Source organism: Nisaea sp., assembly GCF_965216895.1.
Taxonomy (GTDB): domain Bacteria; phylum Pseudomonadota; class Alphaproteobacteria; order Thalassobaculales; family Thalassobaculaceae; genus Nisaea.
In genome coordinates this window covers 2,877,643-2,897,153 of the sequence record NZ_OZ244205.1, presented here as the reverse complement: position 1 = coordinate 2,897,153, position 19,511 = coordinate 2,877,643, and the positions used below count along the sequence as shown (strand labels likewise).

19 protein-coding genes are annotated in these 19,511 nt (G+C 65.9%); 7 read left to right on the top strand and 12 right to left on the bottom strand.

Annotation, left to right across the window (positions count from 1 at the left end; all coding sequences use genetic code 11):
- Positions 1-19: 19 nt before the first annotated feature.
- The gene (locus ACOOE1_RS13985; protein WP_420402811.1) at positions 20-517 is read left to right on the top strand and encodes a hypothetical protein; all 498 of its coding nucleotides are present in this window, start codon (positions 20-22) and stop codon (positions 515-517) included.
- Positions 518-522: 5 nt separating this feature from the next.
- On the opposite strand, the gene ACOOE1_RS13980 is transcribed toward ACOOE1_RS13985, so the two are convergent.
- From ACOOE1_RS13980 to fsa, 3 genes are read right to left on the bottom strand one after another with little or no spacing between them, the layout of a single operon-like run.
- Positions 523-1,482 (bottom strand): tyrosine recombinase XerC, encoded by a 960-nt coding sequence (locus tag ACOOE1_RS13980; protein ID WP_420402810.1) that lies wholly within the window; start codon positions 1,480-1,482, stop codon positions 523-525.
- Positions 1,461-2,207 carry a DUF484 family protein gene (locus tag ACOOE1_RS13975; protein ID WP_420402809.1) on the bottom strand — a complete coding sequence of 249 codons (747 nt, stop codon included), beginning with the start codon at positions 2,205-2,207 and terminating at the stop codon, positions 1,461-1,463. The genes ACOOE1_RS13980 and ACOOE1_RS13975 overlap by 22 nt, the downstream gene beginning before the upstream one ends.
- A gap of 16 nt (positions 2,208-2,223) precedes the next feature.
- Positions 2,224-2,877 carry a fructose-6-phosphate aldolase gene (fsa, locus tag ACOOE1_RS13970; protein WP_420402808.1) on the bottom strand — a complete coding sequence of 218 codons (654 nt, stop codon included), beginning with the start codon at positions 2,875-2,877 and terminating at the stop codon, positions 2,224-2,226.
- 188 nt (positions 2,878-3,065) lie between these two features.
- Between fsa and ACOOE1_RS13965 the strand changes: the two genes are divergently transcribed.
- From ACOOE1_RS13965 to ACOOE1_RS13940, 6 genes are all read left to right on the top strand, one after another.
- Positions 3,066-5,291, top strand: a complete 2,226-nt coding sequence (locus ACOOE1_RS13965; RefSeq protein ID WP_420402807.1) for a primosomal protein N' — start codon at positions 3,066-3,068, stop codon at positions 5,289-5,291.
- A gap of 211 nt (positions 5,292-5,502) precedes the next feature.
- Positions 5,503-6,054, top strand: coding sequence for a F0F1 ATP synthase subunit delta (locus ACOOE1_RS13960; protein ID WP_420402806.1), 552 nt, complete (start codon positions 5,503-5,505; stop codon positions 6,052-6,054).
- A complete protein-coding gene (gene atpA, locus ACOOE1_RS13955) occupies positions 6,054-7,589 on the top strand; it encodes a F0F1 ATP synthase subunit alpha (protein ID WP_420402805.1) in 1,536 nt (511 codons plus the stop codon). The genes ACOOE1_RS13960 and atpA overlap by 1 nt, the downstream gene beginning before the upstream one ends.
- Before the next feature lie 32 nt (positions 7,590-7,621).
- A complete protein-coding gene (locus ACOOE1_RS13950; RefSeq protein WP_420402804.1) occupies positions 7,622-8,506 on the top strand; it encodes a F0F1 ATP synthase subunit gamma in 885 nt (294 codons plus the stop codon).
- 77 nt (positions 8,507-8,583) lie between these two features.
- Positions 8,584-10,008: a F0F1 ATP synthase subunit beta gene (gene atpD, locus ACOOE1_RS13945; RefSeq protein ID WP_420402803.1), complete on the top strand. Its 1,425-nt coding sequence runs from the start codon at positions 8,584-8,586 to the stop codon at positions 10,006-10,008.
- A 32-nt stretch (positions 10,009-10,040) separates the two neighbouring features.
- Positions 10,041-10,445 carry a F0F1 ATP synthase subunit epsilon gene (locus ACOOE1_RS13940; protein ID WP_420402802.1) on the top strand — a complete coding sequence of 135 codons (405 nt, stop codon included), beginning with the start codon at positions 10,041-10,043 and terminating at the stop codon, positions 10,443-10,445.
- A 50-nt stretch (positions 10,446-10,495) separates the two neighbouring features.
- Here ACOOE1_RS13940 and ACOOE1_RS13935 read toward each other — a convergent pair whose 3' ends face one another.
- The 9 genes from ACOOE1_RS13935 to ACOOE1_RS13895 all read right to left on the bottom strand — a co-directional run bounded on the left by ACOOE1_RS13935 (position 10,496) and on the right by ACOOE1_RS13895 (position 19,497).
- Positions 10,496-11,725, bottom strand: a complete 1,230-nt coding sequence (locus tag ACOOE1_RS13935) for a hypothetical protein (protein ID WP_420402801.1) — start codon at positions 11,723-11,725, stop codon at positions 10,496-10,498.
- Between the two features lie 113 nt (positions 11,726-11,838).
- Positions 11,839-12,318: an RNA pyrophosphohydrolase gene (locus ACOOE1_RS13930; protein ID WP_420402800.1), complete on the bottom strand. Its 480-nt coding sequence runs from the start codon at positions 12,316-12,318 to the stop codon at positions 11,839-11,841.
- A gap of 20 nt (positions 12,319-12,338) precedes the next feature.
- Entirely contained in the window at positions 12,339-13,421 is a 1,083-nt protein-coding gene (locus ACOOE1_RS13925; RefSeq protein ID WP_420402799.1) for a divergent polysaccharide deacetylase family protein, read from the bottom strand.
- A 149-nt stretch (positions 13,422-13,570) separates the two neighbouring features.
- Positions 13,571-14,893 carry a S41 family peptidase gene (locus ACOOE1_RS13920; protein ID WP_420402798.1) on the bottom strand — a complete coding sequence of 441 codons (1,323 nt, stop codon included), beginning with the start codon at positions 14,891-14,893 and terminating at the stop codon, positions 13,571-13,573.
- Positions 14,893-16,140 (bottom strand): murein hydrolase activator EnvC family protein, encoded by a 1,248-nt coding sequence (locus tag ACOOE1_RS13915; RefSeq protein WP_420402797.1) that lies wholly within the window; start codon positions 16,138-16,140, stop codon positions 14,893-14,895. Before ACOOE1_RS13915 ends, ACOOE1_RS13920 begins: the two co-directional genes overlap by 1 nt.
- 90 nt (positions 16,141-16,230) lie before the next feature.
- Positions 16,231-17,790 (bottom strand): 2,3-bisphosphoglycerate-independent phosphoglycerate mutase, encoded by a 1,560-nt coding sequence (gpmI, locus tag ACOOE1_RS13910; RefSeq protein WP_420402796.1) that lies wholly within the window; start codon positions 17,788-17,790, stop codon positions 16,231-16,233.
- 34 nt (positions 17,791-17,824) lie between these two features.
- Positions 17,825-18,283, bottom strand: a complete 459-nt coding sequence (rlmH, locus tag ACOOE1_RS13905; protein WP_420402795.1) for a 23S rRNA (pseudouridine(1915)-N(3))-methyltransferase RlmH — start codon at positions 18,281-18,283, stop codon at positions 17,825-17,827.
- A 79-nt stretch (positions 18,284-18,362) separates the two neighbouring features.
- Positions 18,363-18,794 carry a ribosome silencing factor gene (gene rsfS, locus ACOOE1_RS13900; protein WP_420402794.1) on the bottom strand — a complete coding sequence of 144 codons (432 nt, stop codon included), beginning with the start codon at positions 18,792-18,794 and terminating at the stop codon, positions 18,363-18,365.
- A 52-nt stretch (positions 18,795-18,846) separates the two neighbouring features.
- Positions 18,847-19,497 (bottom strand): nicotinate-nucleotide adenylyltransferase, encoded by a 651-nt coding sequence (locus ACOOE1_RS13895; protein WP_420402793.1) that lies wholly within the window; start codon positions 19,495-19,497, stop codon positions 18,847-18,849.
- Positions 19,498-19,511 lie beyond the last annotated feature (14 nt).

The following is a 19,511-nucleotide window of genomic DNA, read 5'->3' as shown; positions in this document are numbered from 1 at the left end:
GATGAACGGACGGATTCGATTGTCACTTGTTGTGGCGCTCGTCGCCATGCTCGGTTCCGGGTGCGTCCGGGCCCAGGACGTTACCGACGCCGAGCTGCAGGGCGAGATGCGCTTCCATGGCGGACAGAATGTTCATGCCTATGACTGGCAGGTGCTGACCGGGGACGTGACCTGCGACGGGCAGGAGGACAAGGTCGCGGGCTATGTCGGTCACGACAATCCGGACGGCCCGAGCTTCCTGCTTGTGGTCGTCGCGCGGGAGGAGGGGCAGCTGGTCTCCGAGTCCGTCGTCGCGCCCTTCGACAGCGCGTATCAGGCGGGCTTGTGCGGCACCGGAACCCCGCCGCCGCAGATCTCGCTCGAGCAATTCACCGGAGCCGAGGCGCGCGAGCTGCTCGGGGTCGAGGGCGCCTGTCCCCTGGCGATCATCGTCGAGGACGGAATGTGCGATCTGCACCACTATTTCTGGGTGCCGGACTGGGAAGAGAACCGCAAGCTGATCTTCTTCCGGAACTGAAGACCCTACCGGTCCCGCGGATGGGCACGGCGGTGGACGTCCATCAGCCGTTCGGCATCGACACTGGTATAGCGCTGCGTGGTGGCGAGCGAGGCATGGCCGAGCAGTTCCTGGATCGCCCGCAGATCGCCGCCGCCCGCGAGAAGGTGGGTGGCGAAGGAATGGCGCAGGGCATGCGGAGTCGCCGTTTCCGGCAGGGCGAGCCAGCCGCGCGCCAGCCGCATGGTGCGCTGTGCGACCCCGGCCTGCAGACGCTTGCCGCGGGCGCCGAGGAAGAGCGGGTCCTCCGGACCTCCTCGGTAGGGGCAGCGGGCGAGATAATCCTCGATGGCGGATCGGACTGCGGGCAGGATCGGCACGATGCGCTGCTTGTTGCCCTTGCCGGTGACAGCGAGCGTGTCGCCCTTCGGCACGTCGTCGCGGTTGAGCGCGAGCGCCTCGCCGATGCGCAGTCCCGCACCGTAGAGCAGGGAGACAAGCGCCACGTCGCGCGCTGCGATCCAGGGCTCGGCGGCGAGTTCGCCGACCGCTTCCAGCGCGTCCGCCGCTTCCGGGACCGTCAGCGCCTTCGGTACCGAGGCCGGAATGCGGGGACCGCGAATCGCGAAGATCGCGGCGTTCGAGAGTACATCCCGCCGCTCGAGAAAGCGGAAGAAGCCGCGCACGACGGAAAGCGCACGGGCGGTCGAGGTCTTGGCGTAGCCGCCGGAGGCGCGGCGCGCCAGCCAGGCGCGGAAGTCGGCCGTTCTGAGGGCGGCGAGATCGGCGATCTCCGGAGGCTGGCCCAGATGGTCGCGCAGAAAGTCGAGGAAGCCCTCGAGATCCCGTTCGTAGGCGCCGGTGGTGTGGGCGGAGGCGCGTTTCTCGCTCGCCAGCCAAAGTCTCCAGGCGGCAACCGCTCCCGGCAGGTCAGCCGGTTTTTTCTGGGGGCGGTCGGGCGCCGCTAGCCCGGCAGGTTCAGCCATTGCCGGATGGTCAGTTCCGTGGTGCGGGCGAGGAAGCTCAGCAGCTCTGTCGCCTGGCCATGATGATAGGCCTCGCTGTCCCGGGTGCCGAAGGCCATCAGGCCCACCGGCGAGTGCGGGCTGACCTGGATGCGGGCGAGCGCCATCGAGGAAACCAGCCCCGCCGCAGAGCCGAAAATCTCCTCGTCGCCATCCACATTGGCCACCAACAGCACGTCCTTGCCGGCACCGAGCTTGCGGTCGATCGTGCCCGCCGGGATCGACCGTACCCCCGAGGCGTAGGCCTTCGGGATCGGCACGTCGCCGGCCTCGATGCAGATCGTCACCACGTCGATGCCGAGCATGACCGGCAGATCGATGGTCACGGTCTGGATCAGATTGTCGAAGGAAGTTGCGGCAACGATGCGCAACACCGCCGCGTGGATCCGGTTCTGCGTCGTCTGGTTGCCGCGTGCCGTGGCGATCAGCCCGGCATGCGAGTCCTTCAGGCGCTGGTTCTCCGAGCGGAGCCGTTCGAGCATGAAATGCTGCATGTCGACCACCGCCTCGCCGCTGGTTCGGCTCGGCGGGGTCAGGATGTCGATCAGCTCCGGGTGGGAGACCAGGAAGTCCGGATGGGCCGACAGGTAATCCGCGACCTGTTCGGCCGTGAGCGTCGGAGCCGGCCGGTTCGCCGCCTCTTTCACGCTCTTGCCCGGCTCCGCCGCGGATCCCTTGCTTGTCATGGCCCGTCCTTCCTGCTCAGAGGATGCTTTGCCCCGTTTTCGCCCAGTCCTTCATGAAGGCGTCGAGGCCCTTGTCGGTGAGCGGATGATTATAGAGGCTGCGCAGCACGGCAGGCGGCACGGTGGCGACGTCGGCGCCGAGTTTGGCGGCGTCGATCACGTGCTGCGGGCCGCGCACGGAGGCGACCAGGATCTCGGTGTCGAAATCGTAATTGGCGTAGATCTCGGCGATCTCGGCGATCAGATCCATGCCGGGGGTGCCGATATCGTCGAGCCGGCCGACGAAGGGCGAGATGAAGGCGGCGCCGGCCTTGGCGGCGAGCAGGGCCTGGCCGGCCGAGAAGCAGAGCGTGACGTTCACCGGAATGCCGTCGTCGGAAAGCGCCTTGCAGGTCTTCAGACCGTCGACGGTGAGCGGCACCTTCACGGCGATATTGTCGGCCAGCTTCGAGAGCAGAAGGCCTTCCTTCAGCATCGTCGCGTGATCGGTCGCGGTGACCTCGGCGCTGACCGGGCCGTCGACGATGGCGCAGATCTCCTTGATCACCTCGAGGATCGGGCGGCCCGATTTCGCGATCAGCGACGGGTTGGTCGTGACCCCGTCCACGAGACCGGTCTCGGCCAGATCCTTGATCTCCGCAACGTCGGCGGTGTCGATGAAGAATTTCATGTCGTCCTGTATCCTCGGCAGGTGGTGAATCCGGGCCCCGTATGACCGAATCGACCGGGCGAGTCTAGCGCATACACGGGTGCCGTGCCAGTGACGGACATGTTTCCGGCCCCAGCTTCTTCAGCAGCTGCCCGCGGGGTCTGGCGAACCTGTTGCCCGGGCGTCCCCACCCGGCCACACTCCGCTCCATGTCCGATCTGTTCCAAGACGAACTCCGCCGCATCCAGGTGCTCATCCCGCTGCCGCTCGCGGGGCCGTACGACTATCTCGCCGAGGCGGAGTCCGACCTGACGCTCGGCAGCATTGTCGAGGTTCCGCTCGGCAACCGGCGTACCTTCGGCGTGATCTGGAACATGCAGGTGCCGGAAGCGTCGGGGAGCGGCCAGGTGGCGCGGGAGCGGCTGAAGCCGGTGATCCGCCGGCTTCCGGTACCGTCCCTGCCGGAGCCGGTGATCCGGCTGGTCGACTGGGTCGCCTCCTACACGCTGTCGGCCCAGGGCGCGGTGCTGCGCATGGCGATCAGCGTGCCCGACGCCTTCGAGCCGGCGAAACCGGTGACCGCCTACACAGCGCTTCCGGGCGGCCCCGAGGCCGTCGAAGCGCTCGGTCTTCGCGTGACGTCCGCCCGCCGGCGTGTTCTTGCGCTGCTGGAAGACGGCCCGCCCCGCACGGCCAGGGAGATCGCTGACGAGACCGGCGTCGGCACCTCCGTCGTGAAAGGGCTCGCCGAAGGCGGGGGACTGACAAGCGTGGCGCTTCCGGCCGACGCGCCGTTCCCCGATCCCGATCCGGAACGCCACCGCGAGACGCCCTTGTCGCAGGAGCAGGCGTGCGTGGCGGAAACGCTGACCGAAGCGGTGGGGGCGGAAGAGTTCTCCGCCCTGCTGCTTGATGGCGAGACCGGTGCGGGCAAGACCGAGGTCTATTTCGAGGCGGTGGCCGAAGCGCTTCGGCGGAACAGGCAGGTGCTGGTGCTGCTGCCGGAAATCGCGCTTTCTTCGGAGTGGCTCAACCGTTTCGAAGCGCGTTTCGGCGTCCGGCCCGCGGAATGGCATTCGGACCTGAAGCCGCGCCGCCGCCGCCACACCTGGCGCGCGGTGGCGGAAGGCAAGGTGCGGGTGCTGGTGGGGGCCCGGTCCGCCCTGTTCCTGCCGTTCACCGACCTCGGTCTCATTGTCGTCGATGAAGAGCACGAATCCGCCTACAAACAGGAGGAGGGCGTGGTCTATCACGGTCGCGACATGGCGGTGGTGCGGGCCAGCCTGACGCCCTGTCCGGTGGTGCTGGTCTCGGCGACCCCGGCGCTGGAGAGCATGCGGAATGCCGAACAGGGCCGCTACGTCCATCTCCGCCTGACCGCGCGGCACGGCGCGGCCACCCTGCCGTCGGTGGAACTCGTCGATCTCCGGCGCCACCAGCCGGAGCGGGGGCGCTGGCTCTCCCGGCCGCTTATCGACGCCATGACGGCGGCGCTCGAGGCGGGCGAGCAGTCGCTGGTGTTTCTGAACCGCCGGGGCTATGCGCCGCTGACCCTCTGCCGCAGCTGCGGCCACCGGCTGGAATGCCCGAGCTGCTCCGCCTGGCTGGTCGAGCACCGGCTGCTCGGCCGCCTGCAGTGCCATCATTGCGGCTACAGCGCCCGCCTTCCGAAGGCATGTCCGTCCTGCGCGGCTGAGGACAGTTTCGTCGCCAGCGGCCCCGGCGTGGAGCGGATGGCGGAGGAAGTGGCCGCGCTCTTTCCCGAGGCCCGCTTCCAGATCGTCTCGAGCGACACGCTGAACGGTCCGGCCGCGGCGGCGGAATTCGTGCGCAGCGTCAACGAGGGCGAGGTCGATATCATCCTCGGCACGCAGATCGTGGCCAAGGGATACCACTTCCCGAAACTGACCGTAGTCGGCGTTGTCGATGCCGATCTTGGTCTTGCCGGGGGCGATCTTCGCGCCGCGGAACGCACCTACCAGCTGCTTCACCAGGTTTCGGGCCGGGCCGGACGGGCGGCGCATCCGGGCCGGGTCCTTCTGCAGACCCACCAGCCGGAAAACCCAGTGCTCAAGGCGCTTGCCGCCTGGGACCGGGACGGGTTTCTCGCCGAGGAGGCGGCGGCGCGGGAACGCCAAGGCATGCCGCCCTTCGGCCGCCTTGCCGGTCTCATTGTCAGCGCCGCCGATCCGAACCAGGCCGACATGGTGGCCAGCCGGATCGGGCGCGCGGCGCCCGATCTGGAGGGTGTCGCCATTCTCGGGCCGGCGCCGGCGCCGCTCGCGCTGCTGCGTGGCAGGCACCGCCGGCGCCTCCTGGTGAAGACCCGGCGCGAGATCAATATCCAGGCGGTTCTGAGAGCCTGGCTTTCGCGGGTGGAGATCCCAGCCGCCGTCCGTGTTACGGTCGATATCGACCCCTACAGTTTCCTCTGAGTTCCGGGCCGATCCGCCCCGGAGGATGCGCCATGCGGGAAGCCGGAAGGGACCGCTTGCACGGGCTGAACCACTATGCTAGAGAACCGCCGCGCTCGGCGGAAACTGCCGTCGACGAGGGTAATTTTTGGTCAATATTCGCCGAGAACCGGTCTGGTCCGATCCAGACCCGGTAACCCGGTGATATCTCAGGAAGAAGAGGCGTTCTCTGGTGGCTTCCGAAACGACAGGCTTGGCCGGAAGATATGCGTCCGCCCTCTATGAGCTGGCGGACGGCGAGAAAGCTCTGGACGCTGTTGCGGACGATCTCCGGTCGCTGCGGCAGGCCCTGATCGAGAGCCCGGAGCTTCTGCGCCTGGTCCGCTCTCCCGTGCTTTCCCGGGATGAGCAGACGCGCGGCATCACGGCCGTTCTCGAAAAGATGGGCGCTCAGGCCCTCACCCAGAAATTCATCGGGACCGTCGCGGGCAACCGGCGCCTTTTCGCGCTGGACGCGATGATCACCGCATTCCTTGCCGAGCTCGCCGCACGCCGCGGTGAAGTCACGGCCGATGTGACCTCCGCCGTCGAGCTGAGCAACGAGCAGCTTGCCGACGTGACCGACGCGCTGAAGAAGGCGGTCGGTCAGAAGGTCGCCGTAAATCTCTCCGTCGATCCGGCTTTGATCGGCGGACTCATCGTGCGCGTCGGTTCGCGCATGATCGACAACTCAATCCGTTCCAAGCTGCAGCGTCTGCAACTTGCTATGAAAGGTGTTGGCTGATGGATATCCGCGCCGCTGAGATTTCTTCGATCCTGAAGGACCAGATCGCGAATTTCGGAACCGAAGCAGAGGTGGCCGAAGTCGGTCAGGTTCTCTCCGTCGGTGACGGTATCGCCCGTGTCTATGGCCTCGACCAGGTCCAGGCGGGCGAGATGGTCGAGTTCCCGGGCGGCGTCCAGGGCATGGCGCTGAACCTTGAAGACGACAATGTCGGTGTCGTTATCTTCGGCGAAGACCGCGGCATCAAGGAAGGCGACACCGTCAAGCGGACCGGTGCCATTGTCGACGTTCCGGTCGGCAAGAGCCTGCTCGGTCGCGTGGTCGACGGTCTCGGCAACCCGATTGACGGCAAGGGCCCGCTGAAGGATGTCGAGCGCAAGCGCGTCGAAGTGAAGGCGCCGGGCATCATGCCGCGGAAATCCGTGCACGAGCCGATGCAGACGGGCCTCAAGGCCATCGACAGCCTGATTCCGGTCGGCCGGGGCCAGCGTGAGCTGATCATCGGTGACCGTCAGACCGGCAAGACCGCGATCGCCGTCGATACCTTCATCAACCAGAAGGCCGTGAACGATGCCGCGGGCGACGATGACAGCAAGAAGCTGTTCTGCATCTATGTCGCGATCGGTCAGAAGCGGTCCACCGTCGCCCAGATCGTGAAGACGCTCGAGGACTACGGCGCGATGGACTACTCCATCGTCGTGGCCGCGACCGCGTCCGAGCCGGCGCCGATGCAGTATCTCGCGCCCTATACCGGCTGCACCATGGGCGAGTATTTCCGCGACAACGGCATGCACTCGGTCATCGTCTATGACGATCTGTCCAAGCAGGCTGTCGCCTATCGCCAGATGTCCCTGCTGCTCCGCCGCCCGCCGGGACGTGAAGCGTTCCCTGGTGACGTGTTCTATCTGCACTCCCGCCTGCTCGAGCGCGCGGCGAAGCTGAACGACGACCAGGGCGCCGGTTCCATGACCGCTCTGCCGGTCATCGAAACCCAGGCCGGTGACGTCTCCGCCTATATTCCGACCAACGTGATCTCGATCACCGACGGCCAGATCTTCCTCGAGACCGAACTGTTCTACCAGGGCATCCGCCCGGCGGTGAATGTCGGCCTCTCGGTCAGCCGCGTCGGCTCCGCCGCCCAGATCAAGGCGATGAAGCAGGTTGCCGGTACCATCAAGCTGGAGCTTGCCCAGTATCGTGAAATGGCGGCCTTCGCGCAGTTTGCGTCGGACCTCGATCCGATCACGCAGAAGCTGCTGGCCCGCGGTTCCCGACTGACAGAACTGCTGAAGCAGCCGCAATACTCGCCGCTCGCGGTCGAGGAGCAGGTGGCGATCATCTTCGCGGGTGTGCGCGGCTATCTCGACGAGCTGCCGCTCGGCGATGTAACCCGCTTCGAGCAAGCCTACCTTTCCGAGATCCGCGCCAAGGGCAAGGACATCCTTGAAACGATCCGGAACGAGAAGGCGCTTTCCTCGGAGTCCGAAGAAAAGCTGAAGGCGTTCCTCGACGGCTTCGCCAAGACCTTCGCGTAAGGATCCGACGCTAGTCGAGCCGGGGAGCAAAGATGCCCAGCCTCAAGGACCTGAAAATCAGGATCAACAGCGTCAAGTCGACGCGGAAGATCACATCGGCCATGAAAATGGTCGCGGCCGCCAAGCTGCGCCGTGCCCAGGAGCAGGCGGAGGCCTCTCGGCCGTATGCCGAGCGGATGAACCGCATGATCGCGTCGCTGGCCGGTGCCGCGTCGCAGACCGGCGGCCCCAAGCTGCTGGCCGGAACCGGGAAGGACGACGTGCATCTGCTCGTCGTCTTCACCGCGGACCGCGGTCTTTGCGGCGGCTTCAACAGCACGATCATCCGGGCCGCCCGGCGCCGGATCCGGGCGTTGCGCGCGGACGGCAAGACGGTGAAGCTCTATTGCGTCGGCAAGCGCGGCCGTGACGCCCTGAAGCGCGAGTTCGGCGATATGATCGTCAATGCGGTGCAGGACGTGACCCGCAAGGGCGTCGCCTTCTCCAGTGCGGACGAGATCGCCGCGGGCATCCTGAAGATGTTCGAGGACGAGGAGTTCGACGTCTGTTCCGTGCTCTTCAACCGTTTCCAGTCGGCGATGACGCAGATCGTCACCGAGCAGCGGATCATTCCCGCGAGCATGCCGGAAGCCGACGAAGCCGCGGCCGGAACAGAGAGCGGTGCGCTCTACGAGTATGAGCCGGACGAGGAAGCGATCCTCGCGGCCCTGCTGCCGCGCAACGTCGCGACCCAGATCTTTACGGCGCTGCTGGAAAGCAACGCCAGCGAACATGGAGCCCGGATGACCGCGATGGACAACGCCACGCGGAACGCCGGCGACATGATCGACAAGCTGACGCTGAACTACAACCGGGCGCGCCAGGCGGCCATCACGAAAGAGCTTATCGAGATCATCTCCGGTGCGGAGGCCGTCTAGGCCGCGCCGGAAGAAGAACTCGGTCCAAGGAATTAACGAGGATCCGGATTTCCCGGATAGAGGTTTGGAGCTGACTTATGGCTAAGAATGCGACAGGCAAAGTCACACAGGTTATCGGCGCCGTTGTCGACGTTCAGTTCGACGGTGAAATTCCGGCGATCCTGAACGCCCTGCACACGAAAAACGGCGACAACCTGCTGGTTCTGGAGGTCGCTCAGCACCTCGGTGAGAACACGGTGCGGACCATTGCCATGGACGGTACCGAAGGTCTGGTGCGCGGCCAGCCGGTCGAGGACACCGGGTCCCCGATCATGGTTCCGGTCGGACCGGAAACACTCGGCCGCATCATGAACGTCATCGGCGATCCGGTCGACGAGGGTGCGCCGGTGAAGACCAAGAAGACCTTCCCGATCCACCGTTCGGCCCCGGCCTTCGAGGAGCAGTCCACGGAAGCCGAGATCCTGGTTACCGGGATCAAGGTCGTCGACCTGCTCGCGCCGTACGCCAAGGGCGGCAAGATCGGCCTGTTCGGCGGCGCCGGCGTCGGCAAGACGGTTCTGATCATGGAGCTGATCAACAACGTCGCGAAGGCGCACGGCGGTTACTCCGTGTTCGCGGGCGTCGGAGAGCGGACCCGTGAAGGTAACGATCTCTACCACGAGATGGTGGAGTCCGGCGTTATCCAGCCGGACGGCGAAGGCTCCAAGGCCGCGCTGGTCTATGGCCAGATGAACGAACCGCCGGGCGCCCGCGCCCGCGTTGCGCTGACCGGTCTGACCCAGGCCGAGTATTTCCGCGACGAGGAAGGCCAGGACGTGCTGTTCTTCGTGGACAACATCTTCCGCTTCACGCAGGCGGGTTCCGAAGTGTCCGCGCTTCTCGGCCGTATCCCGTCGGCGGTGGGCTACCAGCCGACCCTCGCGACTGACATGGGTACGCTGCAGGAACGCATCACCACGACCAAGAAGGGCTCGATCACCTCGGTGCAGGCCATTTACGTGCCGGCGGACGACCTTACCGACCCGGCGCCGGCCACGTCCTTCTCGCACCTTGACGCGACCACGGTTCTCAGCCGTCAGATCGCCGAGCTCGGCATCTACCCGGCGGTCGACCCGCTCGACTCCACCTCCCGGATGCTCGATCCGCGGATCATCGGCGACGAGCATTACGAAGTCGCCCGTTCGGTGCAGGAAGTGCTGCAGACCTACAAGTCGCTGCAGGACATCATCGCCATTCTCGGCATGGACGAACTGTCGGAAGAAGACCGCCTGACCGTGGCCCGCGCCCGCAAGATCCAGCGCTTCCTCTCGCAGCCGTTCCACGTTGCCGAGGTGTTCACCGGCTCCCCGGGCAAGCTCGTTTCCCTCGAAGACACCATCAAGGGCTTCAAGGGTATCGTTGCCGGCGAGTACGACGATCTTCCGGAAGCGGCCTTCTACATGGTCGGCACCATCGAGGAAGCCGTCGAGAAGGCCAAGAAGATGGCGGCGGAAGCGGCCTGATCGCGTCCGTCTAACGGAGTGGAGCCATAACGATGGCCGAGACGACACAGTTCGAACTGGTATCGCCGGAAAAGCTTCTCTACTCGGAAGAGACCGAAATGGTCGTGGTCCCGGGTGCGGAAGGTAATTTCGGTGTGCTGCCGCGCCACGCGCCGATGATCTCGACACTGCGGCCCGGTGTGATCGACGTCTATCAGAAGGGCTCGGTTGCCGAGCGCATCTTCGTTGCCGGCGGATTCGCGGAAGTCACCGAGACCCGCTGCACGGTTCTCGCCGAAGAGGCCCTGCCGCTGTCGGATGTCGATGTGGCCAGGGTCGACAAGGATCTCGCGGATCTGCGCGACGACCTGAAGGACGCGAAAGCGGATCTCGAGCGCGAGCGGCTCGAGGCCCGCATCACCGTCCTCGAAGCGATGCGCGCGGCTGCCAGCCACTGAGGCAGGGGAACGTTTGACAGGGACACGGCCGGCTCTTGCCGGCCGTTTCTTTATGAGGTTTCCCAGCGGGATCTGCCGTCGTCCTTCTTGGATTTCGCCTTATCCATCCGGTCCTTCAGCTCGAGATCGAGTTCATCCGTCTGCCAGGAATGCATTTGGCTCACCAGCTTGACGCGGGCTCGCTCGACGGAGGACTGGGTGTCGAACGAATCGCCGTGCAACTCCTTGTACGGAATCACCGGCAGGTGCCAGAGGATGTGGGCAATCGCCCGCTCCAGTCCCTTCTCGCCGCCGATCAGATGGCTGTTCTCACTGGCGTCGAGCCAGACCGAAACGAGATCGTCCCAGCCGTCGAGGCCGTAGGCCACATCCCGCCGCAGTTTCTGAAGCTGGTCGACGGAATTGTCGACCTGCTGGAACATGCCGGCGATGCTCGCCAGCAGCGAATCCAGCTTCACGATGCGCTCACTCACAAACCCGATGGTCTGGTCCAGCACCCTGAGAATAAGGTCGACGGAATCGGAGACCTCCGGCCGGGCCTCGACGGCATAGAGCTTGAGCGACCCGCGGAAATCGAGCAGACGCAGGTGCTGGCGGAAGAGAAATCCGTCGGTGCGTTTCTCGGTCTTCGAGGCGACGGAACCGAAGGGCGCGATCAGTCCGACAAGCGGCTCCAGCCAGTCGCGCACATCCTCCACCGCGCAGCCGGCCCTGAGGGCGGTATGCGACATGACCTTGGATATCAGCTCTTCCATGCGGAAATCCGCAATCGCGCTCTTTCCGGACATCAGATTGAGCAGCGTTTGCGTGCTGGCCCGCGCCATGAAGGTATCGCCCTGGGCGACGCCGCATTCGCGTGTCATCTGTGCGATGCAGGACATCCGGACGATCTCGCGTTCCTCAATGTCGCGCTGGGCCTGTTCGCGCGCTTCGCGCCGACGTTCCTCGTCCGGATTGTAGGCCGAGTCGGCCTGCTGAAGGATCGCGCGGATATTGACCGGATCGAGATCCAGGGCGCTGCGCGTCTCCATGATGCGCGCGTGAACCTCTTCGTCCCGCTCGGACATGGTTCCCATGCTGGGAAGCTGCTTCCAGTCCACGATGGCGAACTCGCCGCGCCGCGTGCCCGAGAAATTCGGAATCGTGGCCTCGAGGAGCCTGCCGCGGCTGCTGACATACTCGCGCACCCGCAGGTGATTGAACGCGGGCACGGAGATCAGCGGAACGCAGGTTCCCCTGCGCTCGAATGTCTGCGGTAGGGTGTCGCTGCCCGCGGCCATCGCCCCTCGGTATCGCAAAATGGGTCAAGTCGTTGGCCGAATTCGTTGTGGAACGCGGAGTCCGGCACCCGGAAGCTGCCAGCCTAGCAGCACCGTGCGCGATGGCAAGACGACTAGCGCTTCAGATAGGTCGTAAAATGATCAATCACCGATTGATAGACCGGCCGCTTGAAATCGACGATCAGAGCAAGCACCTCGTCGCTGCCGGCCCAACGCCAGGCGTCGAACTCGACGGTATCTCCGGCAAGATCGATGTCGCTGTCCCTGCCTCTGAACCGGGCGAGGAACCATTTCTGCTTCTGTCCCCTGTAGCGTCCCTTGAGTGCCTTTCCGAGCACCTCCCTCGGCAGGTCGTAGGTCAGCCAGCCGGGGGTCTCGGCCAGCAGCTCGCAGGCGGTGACGCCGGTTTCCTCGGCCAGCTCACGCAAGGCGGCCTCCCGCGGGGTCTCGTCTTCGTCGATGCCGCCCTGAGGCATCTGCCAGGCCTCGGGGCGGAAGTCGGCCCGACGGGCGATGAAGATCTCTCCATCGTCATTGATCAGAACGATACCGACATTCCGCCGGTATGGCAGCGTTGACGGATCTGTGGACATGGGGATCTCTCCGTGGCTCCCTAGCGCAGGCTTTGCTTGTTCGCGAGCGCCGTGGCGGGTGCAAGGACCAGGCCGCGCTCCGGCAATGTTGCCGCCCAGGAGGCCAGGAGATCGATCGTGATCGGCAACGGCGGCACCACGCCGAGTGCAAATCCCGACCGTTGCGCGGTGCGTTCCAGCGCGGAGAGCCGGCGTTGCATCTCGGCCAATGCCGGACTGTCGTCGATGCGCCAGTTGGCGATGGCGCGCGGAAGCTGGAGCGTACCGGCGATCTCGAGGGCGATCGTCCGCGAGGACGCTGCACTGTCGACATACATGAGGCCGCGCTCCTTCAGGACCGAGAGTACCGGTGTCAGGGCTTCCTCGTCGGTCGTGAACTGGGAGCCTTTGACACCGATCACGCCGGCATAGCCGACCGTCCGGCCGAGCATCGACTCCAGGCGGTTCAGGTTGTCGACGGCGCTGAGGGAGGTGAGCAGGGTGGTCGGGCCGGGATCGTTCGCCGGATAGCCGAACGGTTCCATCGGAACGTCGAGAAAAACCTCGTGCCCCGCCTTCTGGGCCAGCGCGACCTGGTCGTCGAGATCGGACGCCGTGGTCGAGAAGGAGAACGAGATCTCCGCGGGCAGGAATTCGATCGCGGCTTCCGTCAGGGAACGGGAGATGCCCATCCGGGTCATGATGATGGCGATACGGGGCCGCGAGGGGTCGGCCTCGAACGGGCGCGCATACGTCTCCCAGGCCGTGCGCCCGTCCGGAGCGACGATCGGGAGCATGCCCTTTTCGGTCTCCTCGACCAAGGCGAGTTCAAAGCGGGGGCCCTGCTGCTCGGGAGGCATCGTTCCCGCCACTTCTCCCTGTCCGTCCCCGGGCGCCCCTGGAGTCCCCTGATCGCCCGCCTCACCCTCGGACCCGGCTGCCATTCCGCCGTGTCCTTCGGATTGCTTCGCCGCCATAGTGTCGAGGCTTGAGTTCGGCTCCGGCTGTTCCCCTTCTGCGAGGATCTGAACCGTAAGCTCCGGACGCCGGGCATCCCGTTCGGCGACGGTGTCCGGACCGTTGACCACGAGCCAGCCAATTACGGCGCCGAGTCCGCCGATCACAGAGATCCCGAGCAGGGCGGTCCCGGCGAGTCTGAGAATGCGTCCGAGTTTTCCCGGTCCCGCGGGACCGACCTCAGCCTCCGCATCCGGGCTCCTCTTTCGAAAGGGGAGCGCCGGAAGCTTCAGGCTTATTTTGGGTATGGGGAGCTTCAATTCACGATGCGTTGACGATAGAGATTGATGCCGCGCAACAGGTCGATCGCCCGTGCGAGCTGGTAATCGGCCTGTTCCGGAGGCTGTGCCGCGTCGTCACCGTTCACGGCGTCCGGTTCGGCCGCCCCGTTTCCGTTCGGATTGTTAAGCGCGCCGCGAAGGTCCGCCTCGCGACGACCCCGGCTGTTGTCGAGCTTCTCGATCCGGGCCAGCGGCACGTCGATATCCGGCGCAATTCCGGTCTGCTGGATGGAGCGCCCGGACGGCGTGTAATAGCGCGCCGTCGTCAGTCGCATCGCGACCTGACCGGAGAGCGGAACGATGGTTTGCACCGAACCCTTGCCGAAGCTCTGGGTGCCGAGCAGGATCGCGCGGCGATGGTCCTGCAACGCGCCGGCGACGATCTCCGAAGCCGAGGCGGATCCGCCGTTGATCAGCACCACGAGCGGCTTGCCGTCGGTAAGGTCGCCCGGCTTGGCATGGACGCGGGAGGCATTCTCCGGATCGCGGCCACGGGTGGAGACGATCTCGCCCTGCTCAAGGAAGGTGTCGGAGACCGAAATCGCCTCGTCCAGAAGACCGCCCGGATTGTTCCTGAGGTCGATCACATAGCCGGTGAGTTCGTCGCCCATTTCAGCCTTGATCTCCTCGATCGCGCTGTGCAGGCCGGACGTCGTCTGCTCATTGAAGGTGGTGATGCGGATATACCCGACATCGTCGACCGTCCGCGAGCGGACCGAGCGGATCTTGATGACCGCGCGGGTGAGCGTCACGTCGAACGGCTCTGCGCCGTTGCGGCGGATGGAAATCGTCAGGTCGGAATCGACCGGTCCCCGCATCTTCTCGACCGCCTGGCCGAGGGTCAGGCCCAGCACCGGGTCGCCGTCGAGATGGGTAATCAGGTCGCCCGGCTGCAGTCCGGCCTTGGCCGCCGGCGTGTCGTCAATCGGCGAGACCACCTTGACCAGACCGTTCTCCATCGAGACCTCGATCCCGAGGCCGCCGAACTCGCCTTTGGTCTGCACCCGCATGTCGCGGAAACTCTTGGAATTCAGGAAACTGGAATGCGGATCGAGCGACGTCAGCATGCCGTTGATCGCGGCTTCGATCAGCTCCTGGTCGCTCACCTGCTCGACATATTCCGAACGGACCCGCTCGAAGACGTCGCCGAACAGACTGAGCTGACGGTAGGTATCGGTGTCGTTCTCGGACTGGGCAACCGCGCGCTCTATCTCCGGCACCGCCAGCAGGGCGGTTACGGCGACGGCGCCCAAGAGGGCTGCCCGGGACCAGGATTTCATCTGACGGATCGATTTCATCATCGCCTTACCTTGTTCGTGCGCGCGGACCACCACGGTAGCGGATCTATCGGGGCACCATTGTGGCGAAACTCCACATAGAGTCCCTCCGTCCCCTCCGCCCCGGTTCCGGCCGGGCCCATGCGGGCCACCGGCTCGCCCGCGAGCACACCCTGTCCAACCTGAACATCAACCGAGGACATACCCGCCATCAAGGTAAGATAGTCGTCGCCATGTTCAATCATCACAATCTGACCATATCCGCGAAACGGCCCGGCATAAATGACTTTTCCGTCAAAAGGCGCGACCACCTGAGCTTGCTCCCGGGTCGCGATCACGACCCCGCGTTCGGTCAGGCCGAGGGCGTTCGCCGCACCGAATCGCTGGCTGATCCTTCCAGCGGCGGGATAGGTGAGATCGCCCTTGTTGCTTGCGATACCGGGCCCGCTTGGCAGTTTGGCGACGAAGTCCGTCACGCCCGCCGATGGCGGCCCCGCTGACGGCGGGGTGGCCCCCGGCGCGACGGCGCTCTCCTCCGAGGGCTGGCCGCCGCCTCCGACGATGGAATTGAGGCGCTTGCGGGCCGAATCGCTGTTCGCCCGGTGTTGCTCGACCCGCTGCATCAGGTCGCGAAGGTCCCGCGCCGAGGCGGCCAGCTCGTTCAGCCTGTCGGCGACGGCCGTGCGTTCGGCGGCCATTGATTCTCTCGCCGCCTGCTTCGCGTCGAGCAGCGCGGCGACCCGGCGGCGCTCTTCCTCGAGGGCGGCGCCGGCGGCAGCCAGACGTTCCTGCTCTTCGCGGATCTCGCGCTCGACCGCGGCATGGCGGGCGATCTCGGCGGACAGGCGTGCGGCCTCCAGCTGCAGGTCCGGGAGGACGGCGCCGAGCAGCATCGCGGTATGGACGGTGTCTAGCGGATCCGCCGGCGAGGCGATCATCGCAACCGGCGGACGGGCCGCGAGCCGCCGGAGCGCGCCCGAGACCCGCGCGAGCTGCTGTTTCTTGACGGCAAGCGAACCGAGGCTCGTCTCCCGTTCGGTCTTCAGTTGGTCAAGTTTGCTCTCGACGGCGGTCAGCTCGGCCTCGCGTTCCTGGGTCGCTTCGGCGGCGACAACGAGGGCTTGGCGCAGGCGCTGCAGCTCGCTCTCGACGCTGTCCGCGAGCTGGTCGAGATCGCGCTTGCGCGCCGAACCCTGCTCAAGGGCGCGTTCGACCTTCTTGAGATTTTCGTCGAGCTGTTCGGGATCGGGGAGCGGTTCGGCGGCCATGGCCAAGTGCGCGGCGCCGACGGCGATCGGAAGGAATGCGGCGAGCGGTCCCCGAAACTTTCTGGCCGCTTTCCCCATATCCGGCCGGCGCTACTCCGCCGCGCTCGCGGCGCTGGCGCGGAGCATCGATGTCCCGGTCATCTCAGCCGGCTGCTCGATGCCCATGAGTTCGAGCAGGGTCGGTGCGACATCGGCGAGACGTCCGGTCGCCAGCGCCCCGATTCCCGCCGGTGCATTGACCAGCACCGTCGGCACCAGATTGGTGGTGTGCGCGGTGTGCGGTCCGCCGGTCGCCGGATCCAGCATCTGCTCGCAATTTCCGTGATCCGCGGTCAGGAACATGCAGCCGCCGACACGCTTCAGCGCCGCCTCGATCTGTCCGACGGCGTCGTCGACGGTCTCCACCGCCTTGATCGCGGCGTCCAGGCTGCCGGTATGGCCGACCATGTCCGGGTTGGCGTAGTTGACGACGATGAGGTCGTACGTCCCGTTCTCGATCGCCGCGACCAGTTTTTCGGTCACTTCCGGCGCCGACATTTCCGGCTGAAGGTCGTAGGTCCGCACCTTTGGCGACGGTACCATGATCCGGTCCTCGCCCTCGAAGACCTCCTCGCGCCCGCCGTTGAGGAAGAAGGTGACATGCGGATATTTCTCGGTCTCCGCCATGCGGAGCTGGGTCAGACCGGCATTCGCGACGGTCTCGCCGAGCGTGTTGCGGAGCTCGATGGCGGGAAAGAGGACGGAGAGGAACGGATCCAGCGCGGCCGAGTAGCTCACCATGCCGGCCGCAGCCGCGAAGGACGGCGGGCGTTCGCGCGCGAAACCGTCGAACGCCGGATCGAGCAGGGCGGCCAGGATCTCCCGCATCCGGTCGGCGCGGAAATTGGCGGACAGCAGGACGTCGCCGTCGCGCACCCCGTCATAACCCGGCAGCGCGGCCGGGCTGACGAACTCGTCGGTCTCGCCGGCGGCGTAGGCGCGGTCGATCTCGGCGAGCGGATCCGCGGCCTTGTTTCCTTCCGCTTCCGCAATGACCTTGTAGGCCTGCTCCACGCGTTCCCAGCGCTTGTCCCGGTCCATCGCATAGAAGCGGCCGGAAATCGTGGCGATGCGGGCATCTTCGGGCAGATCGGCCAGCAGCCTTTCGATATCGCCGCGCGCACTCTTCGGCGGTGTGTCGCGGCCGTCGAGGAAGGCATGTACCAGTACCTCGACGCCGGCTTCCGTCAGGCTGCGGGCGAGGGCGGCGATGTGGGACTCGTGGGCATGCACGCCGCCCGGCGAGGTCAGGCCGAGCAGGTGGCAGCGGCCCGTGCCGGCTCTTGCTGCGTCGATCAGCTTCAGAAGCTCCGGATTCTTCGCGAGCGAGCCGTCGGCGACGGCGGCATCGATCCGCGGGAGGTCCTGCATGACGACGCGGCCGGCGCCGAGATTCATGTGGCCGACCTCGGAATTGCCCATCTGCCCGTCCGGCAGGCCGACATCGGCGCCGCTGGCGCGCATGCGCCCGCTCGGACCGGCGGCTGCGAGGCGGTCGACATTTGGCGTGTTCGCGAGCAGGACGGCATTGTTGTCGCGCTCGGCGCGCTGGCCCCATCCATCCATGATGCAGAGGATGACGGGACGCGGTATCTGTGTCTGATCGGTCATGATTTGGCGGTTATAACGTGATCGGGGGCGCCGGTCATTCCCGATGATAGGGATGTCCGGCGAGAATCTGCTGCGCGCGGTAGAGCTGCTCGGCGATCATCCCGCGCACCAGCATGTGCGGCCAGGTCGCGCGGCCGAGGGAGAGCAGCAGGTCGGCCCGCGTGCGGCAGCTTTCGTGATGACCGGCGGCGCCGCCGATCAGGAAGACGATGTCGCGCACGCCCTCGTCCCGCCAGATGCCGATCTTTTCCGCGAACTCGGCGCTCGACAGCGTCCTGCCGCGTTCGTCGAGCGCCACGGCGATCGCGCCGTCCGGAACCTGCGCCAGCAACTGGCTGGCTTCTTCCTGCTGCAGCTGCTCCGGCGGCAGCTTGCGGCGGACATCCACTTCCTTCAGCTCGAGCGGCCAGGTCAGGCGGCTGCGGTAATGGGCGAACAAATCGGCATGCACGTCGCGGCGCGCCTTGCCGACCGCGGCGACGGTCAGTCTCACAATCTCATACCTCCGGACCGCAGGTGCCGGGCGGGCGCCTCTGCGTGCTACCGGTGCCGTGCCCCGATCCGGTCAGGTCTCAGGCGTGGGCAAGCTCGCGGGCCCCGGCGGCGTCACCGATCTGGACAACCGTGGCCTGCGCCGGCAGCTCGCCGCCCCACATCTTCTCGAGCCCGTAGAACTCGCGGACTTCCGGCCGGAAGAGATGCACGATGATGTTGCCGGCATCGATCAGAACCCAGTCGCCCTGCGACTGGCCCTCGACGGAGATGCCTTTCACACCGGCTGATTTGAGCTTTTCGACGAGATGTTCCGCCATGGCGGCGACTTGGCGGCTGGAGCGCCCGCTTGCGATCAGCATGTGATCGCTGATGGAGGATTTGCCTTCGAGGTCGATGACGACCAGATCCTCGGCCTTGCTGTCGTCGAGCGAGCGAGAGGCCAGTTCGACGAGGCTTTCCCGGGACGGGAGAGCGGCTTTTTTCTGTATGACTGTCTCCTTTCGCGCCAAAAGGCGCTAAGCCGATAACACTACGGGACCGCCGTAACGGGGCGACACCCACTCACTGCTTTTGTCGGGTTCGACATTTGCCGTCCGGACGATCCGATCCGTAGCGGATGCTGGTCGCGGACAACGCGTTCAGCGGGGTGTGAAAGAACACCCACGCCGGTGCCCGTCGTCTGCCGAGACGCCAGCCGGAACGTTGCCGGTGGCGGGCCTTGGCAAAGCGGCGGGCCGCCGGGCCCGACAAGGCCCTTAAAGAATAGGTTGGACGGTCGAAAACTGCAATGACGACACTGTTGAAGATTTGTTGCCATTGTGCCCAGCGGTGAAAGCCGACCAGGTTGTCGGCGCCCATCACCCAGATGAAACGGGTGAAGGGCGCGCCGGCGATGAGGGTACCTAGCGTGTCGGCGGTGAAACGCGTGCCGAGCAGCACCTCGATATCGGTGACCCTGATCCGGGGATGCCCTCGCGCCATCCGTTCGGCGGAGTCTTTGCGGGCCTCGAACGGGGCCATGCCGTCCGCCGTCTTCAGCGGGTTCTGCGGCGAGACCATCCACCAGACCTCGTCCGCGCGCAGCTTCTGCAGCGCCAGCAGGGCGATATCGAGATGGCCCTCATGCGCCGGATTGAAGGAGCCGCCCATGATCGCGACGGTCCTGCCGCGCACGGCGGCGAGCAGGCGGCGGGCCTTGGGGTTCTGGATCATCGGATTTCTACGGA

Coding starts and splice junctions, on each gene's coding strand:
- atpD (WP_420402803.1), top strand. CDS start 8,584: ATGGCTAAGAATGCGACAGGCAAAGTCACACAGGTTATCGGCGCCGTT.
- fsa (WP_420402808.1), bottom strand. CDS start 2,877: ATGAAATTCTTCATCGACACCGCCGACGTTGCGGAGATCAAGGATCTG.
- ACOOE1_RS13935 (WP_420402801.1), bottom strand. CDS start 11,725: ATGGCCGCGGGCAGCGACACCCTACCGCAGACATTCGAGCGCAGGGGA.
- ACOOE1_RS13895 (WP_420402793.1), bottom strand. CDS start 19,497: ATGATCCAGAACCCCAAGGCCCGCCGCCTGCTCGCCGCCGTGCGCGGC.
- ACOOE1_RS13930 (WP_420402800.1), bottom strand. CDS start 12,318: ATGTCCACAGATCCGTCAACGCTGCCATACCGGCGGAATGTCGGTATC.
- ACOOE1_RS13915 (WP_420402797.1), bottom strand. CDS start 16,140: ATGGCCGCCGAACCGCTCCCCGATCCCGAACAGCTCGACGAAAATCTC.
- ACOOE1_RS13950 (WP_420402804.1), top strand. CDS start 7,622: ATGCCCAGCCTCAAGGACCTGAAAATCAGGATCAACAGCGTCAAGTCG.
- gpmI (WP_420402796.1), bottom strand. CDS start 17,790: ATGACCGATCAGACACAGATACCGCGTCCCGTCATCCTCTGCATCATG.
- atpA (WP_420402805.1), top strand. CDS start 6,054: ATGGATATCCGCGCCGCTGAGATTTCTTCGATCCTGAAGGACCAGATC.
- ACOOE1_RS13980 (WP_420402810.1), bottom strand. CDS start 1,482: ATGGCTGAACCTGCCGGGCTAGCGGCGCCCGACCGCCCCCAGAAAAAA.
- ACOOE1_RS13940 (WP_420402802.1), top strand. CDS start 10,041: ATGGCCGAGACGACACAGTTCGAACTGGTATCGCCGGAAAAGCTTCTC.
- ACOOE1_RS13975 (WP_420402809.1), bottom strand. CDS start 2,207: ATGACAAGCAAGGGATCCGCGGCGGAGCCGGGCAAGAGCGTGAAAGAG.
- ACOOE1_RS13920 (WP_420402798.1), bottom strand. CDS start 14,893: ATGAAATCGATCCGTCAGATGAAATCCTGGTCCCGGGCAGCCCTCTTG.
- ACOOE1_RS13965 (WP_420402807.1), top strand. CDS start 3,066: ATGTCCGATCTGTTCCAAGACGAACTCCGCCGCATCCAGGTGCTCATC.